This is a genomic window from Mycobacterium sp. (assembly GCF_035506235.1).
Classification (GTDB): Bacteria; Actinomycetota; Actinomycetes; order Mycobacteriales; family Mycobacteriaceae; genus Mycobacterium.
The window spans coordinates 1-5257 of sequence record NZ_DATJPU010000038.1 but is presented as its reverse complement, the minus strand read 5'-3'; the positions used below and the strand labels follow the sequence as shown (position 1 = coordinate 5257).

At 64.0% G+C, this 5257-nt stretch carries 5 protein-coding genes; all 5 read left to right on the top strand.

Annotated features, from left to right (window positions below):
- On the top strand, positions 1 to 698 hold a 698-nt coding region (locus tag VMD50_RS04310; RefSeq protein ID WP_325425205.1), incomplete at its 5' end, for a DUF4192 family protein.
- A gap of 465 nt (positions 699 to 1163) precedes the next feature.
- A complete protein-coding gene (locus tag VMD50_RS04305) occupies positions 1164 to 1787 on the top strand; it encodes a DUF932 domain-containing protein (RefSeq protein WP_325425203.1) in 624 nt (207 codons plus the stop codon).
- Positions 1784 to 2032 (top strand): hypothetical protein, encoded by a 249-nt coding sequence (locus VMD50_RS04300; RefSeq protein WP_325425202.1) that lies wholly within the window; start codon positions 1784 to 1786, stop codon positions 2030 to 2032. Before VMD50_RS04305 ends, VMD50_RS04300 begins: the two co-directional genes overlap by 4 nt.
- 93 nt (positions 2033 to 2125) lie before the next feature.
- Positions 2126 to 2938, top strand: a complete 813-nt coding sequence (locus VMD50_RS04295) for a tyrosine-type recombinase/integrase (RefSeq protein WP_325425200.1) — start codon at positions 2126 to 2128, stop codon at positions 2936 to 2938.
- The gene (locus VMD50_RS04290; RefSeq protein WP_325425198.1) at positions 2928 to 5183 is read left to right on the top strand and encodes a tyrosine-type recombinase/integrase; all 2256 of its coding nucleotides are present in this window, start codon (positions 2928 to 2930) and stop codon (positions 5181 to 5183) included. The genes VMD50_RS04295 and VMD50_RS04290 overlap by 11 nt, the downstream gene beginning before the upstream one ends.
- The last annotated feature ends 74 nt before the right edge of the window (positions 5184 to 5257 follow it).

The following is a 5257-nucleotide window of genomic DNA, read 5'->3' as shown; positions in this document are numbered from 1 at the left end:
CCCACGAATGGCACGCCCTCACCGTCCTGGATGCCCTGCGCGTCGCGCTAAGCGCCGCCGGCATCCCCGTGCTGCGCCGCATCATGACCCGCGACGTCACCACCGAAGGGCAGTGGTATGACCCCGACAGCGGCGCCACCGGACCCACCTACCCCTACACCGACTCGCTGGTCACCGCCCACCGGGTCCTCGGCGGTGACCGAGTGAGCGCGGGACGCAGCGACATCGAAGCCGAATTCGCCTACCTGCCGCCAGCCCCACCGATGGCCCTCGGAGACCACGGCGAACTCGTTATCACCGCCGCCCAGGAGATCGCCGACGCCCTCGAAGGGCACCCGATCAGCCGCACCCTACCCACCCGCGCAGGCATCGCCATCACCGCCGACATCGCCGTGCGCGACGCTATGATCGCCGCGGCCGCCCGACACACCGACACCGGCGCCTACCTGTGGACCCACATCGCCCGGCGCCTGCGTGGCCAGCCCCGCGCCGAAGCGCTCACCATCGCAGCCGCCTGCTACTGCTTCCTGGACGACAGCGTTCGCGCCGGCATCGCCGCAGACGCTGCACTCAACGAGGCCCAAGCCACCCACACCCCGCCGCCGCGGCTCGCTCTCATGCTTCTCACCGCGCTGCGCTCCGGCATACCACCCCAGCAGATCAGCCGCGCCATCATCGACGCCACCACCGGCGACTAACCCCCAACGATTCCCCGGGGCCCGGCCAGCTCCCCACACCGAGGGGTGGCCGGGCCCCCCTTTTTTCTTCCGGCGCTCCACCCTTGCGCGCCCTCAACGGGCGCTACCGCCGCCTGCCGGCGGCGACCGTCCGTAGCCCCTCACCTTCTTCCAGCCGTCAGCGGGGGCCAAGTATGACCGTCAGGGGACCCCGTCGCTGTCAACCCACGCCCGGCGGGCTCGCCCGTTCGCTGCTCCCGCCGCCCTGGCGGGCGGCTCCCGCTGCGCCCGTGCGGCACCGGCGGCATTTATCGGCCCTATGGCAGCTCGCCCAGGGCGCTTCGCGCCGGGCTCGCCGGGCCGAAAATCCGCCTCCTGCCCATCCGCCGGACTCTTCGGGGTTGACACCGCCACCCCGCCGGTCCCCCCACACCCGGCGCTGACCGGCGCCAACCAACACCGTTTCGCAAGAAAGGAACAACTCTCATGGCACACGAACTCGACATCACCGACGGTCAGGTCTCCTTCGCCAACTCCCGCAGCGATGCCTGGCACCGTCTCGGCCAATCGGTTGGGCACACCATGACCGCCCGCGAGGCTCTGCAGGCCGCGCACCTGGCCGGCTGGAACGTCCGCAAAATGCCGCTGCAGGTCCCCCAGGAACCCGTCATCGGCGACGCCGGCGTGACCACTCCAGCGCCCCTGTCGGTGCCGGACTTTTACGCCACCGTGCGCACCAACCCCATCAACGGACGCCTCGATGTGCTCGGCGTCGTCGGCAGCAAGTACGAGCCGGTCCAAAACGAGGCCTCCTGCGAGCTGCTTGACGCCCTTGTGGACCAAAGCGGCGGCGCGCACTTCGAAACCGCCGGCGCGCTGCGCGGCGGGCGCGAAACCTTCGTCACCATGAAGCTGCCCGCCACCGTGGTGTTCGACGGCAAGGATGGCTCCAAGGACCGCATCGACTTCTACCTCGCGGCCTTAAATTCTCACGATGGTTATCTCCCCCTGCCCGACAACCGCAGGCACCTCTGGATGAAATGTGTTCTGGGGAATAACCAAATCGCTATCCACCCCTTGTCAGTCACATCGGTTACCTTGACCCCATGACGCAGCGCTTCTCCTCCGAACGGGCGATCTCGCCCAGCGATGGCTTGTCGTCGTTCGTCGTCGTCGACGACGACTACACCCTGCACCACGAGTCGTGCGAATACCTTGCGTCACTGCGCTTCCGCGACCGGTCGGTCAACACCGAACGCGTATATGCCGGCCGCCTGGCCCTGTTCCTCACCTATTGCGCCGAGCACCGACTGGATTGGCGCAGCATCGCGGTGCAGGACTTGGCCGGCTTCTAACACTGGCTTGTCACCAACCCAATTCAACGGCGCACCAGTAGTCCCGACGCGGGGTACAGGTCCAACAAGACCGCTAACACCGTCCTTACCTCGGTGTGTGAGTTTCTGCGCTTCGCTGCGACCAGAGGCTGGTACCCGCCCGAGCTCGCCCAGCAGATCAGCGAACCCAAGTACCTGCGGCGCGGCCCGGCCGGTTACGACTTCGGCGAAGACAACCAATTCCGCACCGTTCGATCGCGTGCTCTCCGGCTATCTGAGACGGACAACCCTCCCCAATTCCTCACGGCGGATCAGATCGCCGTGGTGATGAGGGCCCTGCCCCGGCTGCGGGACAGACTCCTGGTCGCGATCCTTGCCGAATCAGGCATGAGGATCGGCGAAGCACTGGGGCTGCGCCGCGAAGACATGCACCTGCTGGCCGCCAACAACGTGCTGGGATGCGCTATTCGCGCCCCACACATCCACGTTCGCCGCCGTGCCAACGCCAACGGCTCGCTGGCAAAGAGCCGATTTCCCCGATCGATCCCCGTCACCACCGAAGTCGTCGAGCTTTACGCCGACTACCAATTCGAGAGATCCACGACTCCCGAAGGCGACAGCAGTGACTTCGTCTTCGTCAACCTATACAAACCTCCGCTGGGGGAGCCGCTCCGCTATCACAACGCCAAGAAGCTCTTCGAACGGCTCTCCGAAACAGTGGGATTCAGCGTGACGCCACACATGTTTCGCCATTCAGCGGCAACCCGATGGCTCGAATCGGGGACACCGCGCGACGTTGTGCAAGCCCTGCTCGGCCATGTCTCCCCTGCCTCGATGTCGGTCTACTTCCATCCATCGGACGCGGCGATGCGGGCAGCCGTCGAACGTGCACGCGTCACGCCGATCGGCGCCCTCGATGAGCAGTAATGCGGCGCAGGCGGACTCGACCCCGGATACTGCCTACCTCAGACCAGTTCAGGACGAGTCCGCGTGGCTGGCCTGGCTGCGCGATCACACCGACCTGAACTGGCGGCCCGGACAATGGGACCCCGAACTCTGGCTATTCACCTGCTCCCCCGATGATCCGACCACGTTGGCTGCAAGCTGTGCTGTCGCAAACTGCCCGGTAGTCATGGTGCATGGCAGGCTATGCCAGACGTGCGCGAAGGCATTCAAGCAGTCGGGTCTCCATTACGACGAGTTTATTAAGAGCTACAGCCGGCTGACGCCGCGACTCAGAACTGTCCAGCGGTCCAACCCGGCTCGCTGCACAGTCGAGGTCAACGGACGCTGCTGCCCGAGCAAGGGTGCCATCCGCAAGGTCTGTGAATATCACTACCACCAGTGGAATAAGCGCAGTAGACGCGGACCAACGATTACCCTCGCGGAGTGGATGGCCAGCGGTGAAGCCACCATTCCGGACGAACCGCTGCCCGACTGCATCGTTCCCGCCTGCCTTCGCGAATCCATGACAAGCGCAACGAAGGTCTGCCGTCTGCACTGGAGTCGCTACAAGCGGGACCGCCGGCTGGAACCAGTCGATGATTGGGCGCGACAACAGTTGCCGCACATCGGTGTTCATCAGTTCATGCTGCTGAACCTGCCCGATCGGCTTCGATGGGAGGTGCTCTACGCGCTACAGCAACGCTCGGCACGGGGCGGCCGCATCGACCCCGAAAACACGAAAGCTGTCATCCGCATCATGGAAGTCAGCCCGAGCCTTGCAACCATGAGCAAGGCAGACGTTGACCGGATCGCGCAACGTCATAACACCACGGTCGGCGTACACCTGCACCAGTTCGCGCGGGCACTCCGTAACGCCCACGACACATTCCTTGGACGCAGCGCCAAGGACGCACTCGTCTGGGATCTCGACGATGTCGGCTTCGAACCGCAGCCGAGCGGCCGGCGACCACGCCCGCGACGACGCAAGTGCCTCGACTTCGGCCTAATCACCCAGCCATGGTTGCGTGAAGTAGCGCTCGCATGGTCACGCCAAGAACCACAAAGCTACCTGATCGTGAAGACCCATCGCGCAGCCGTAGTTGCCTCACAGGCACTCGAACAGCGAACCGACCGCGGCCATGACGTGACCGCACTAGGCAATCGCGACGTCGACGCGGTCGCTGAAAGCATCCGATTCCTTACCCGCGTCGACAACGGCGAACCGTGCCAAACATCGTTCAAGCGGCATATTTTTGCCGTATTCTTCGACCTCATCACCTGGGGACGGCGGCAGGGCCTGCTCGAAGGACTACCAGCATCATTCGAACCCTCACGCACCAGAATCCACTTGCCGGCCGATCCTGTCGTCGAGACGTCCGGCAAAGCAATCCCAGAGACCGTCCAACGCCAGCTCGACGCCCAGACTGATTCTGTCGGCCGTGGATTCACCCACGGGCGGCTCACGTCCGAGCAGACCCACCAGATGTTCCTCACCGCGTATATCGTCTTGCGTGACACCGGGAGGCGCACCCTCGAGGTGGCCAGCCTGCCAACCGACTGCCTATGCCGAGACGCCACAGGGCCGGTTTTGATCTACGACAATCACAAGGCACGTCGCCCAGGCCGGCGTCTTCCGATACTTGAGTCGACAGCGAAGGCCATCACTGACTGGAGAGAGATCCGCAAGACAATTTCCACATCGTCACAGCAATATCTGTTCCCCGGCAGCACCATCAGCGAGAAGCACCTCAGCAGCAACGGTCTTAGCCAAGCGATCCGCACCTGGGTCCGAGGCTTGCAGTCGCTGGACAGCGGTGAAATCGACTCGCACGGTGATCCGGTGCCATTCGACCGATCCAAGATCCACCCGTACGCATTCCGCCATTCTTATGCACAGCGCCACGCCGACAACGGAACCCCCGTCGACGTTCTACGGCAGCTCATGGACCACCGATCAATCCAGACGACCGGTGGCTACTACACGATCACGGCCGACCGGAAGAGAAGCGCGATTGAGACGGTCGGCAAGTTCACTATCGACAAGAACGGAAGGGCAGCTGTCCTGACCGGATCGACGGCCTATCAGATGCGTTCAGTCGCAGTGCCGTTCGGCAACTGCATCGAACCATCCAACGTCAAGGCCGGAGGCAACGTGAACCGTCCCGATGCTCCTATGGTTGTCAAGCTGCTTGTGGGATACCGGGGTTGGTGGTGTTTTGCCTGGTGAGCGTCTTGTAGATCTGACGAGCGATATAGCGCTTCAAGCAGCGCAGGATGTCTTTGTTGGTCAATTGTTCTTGG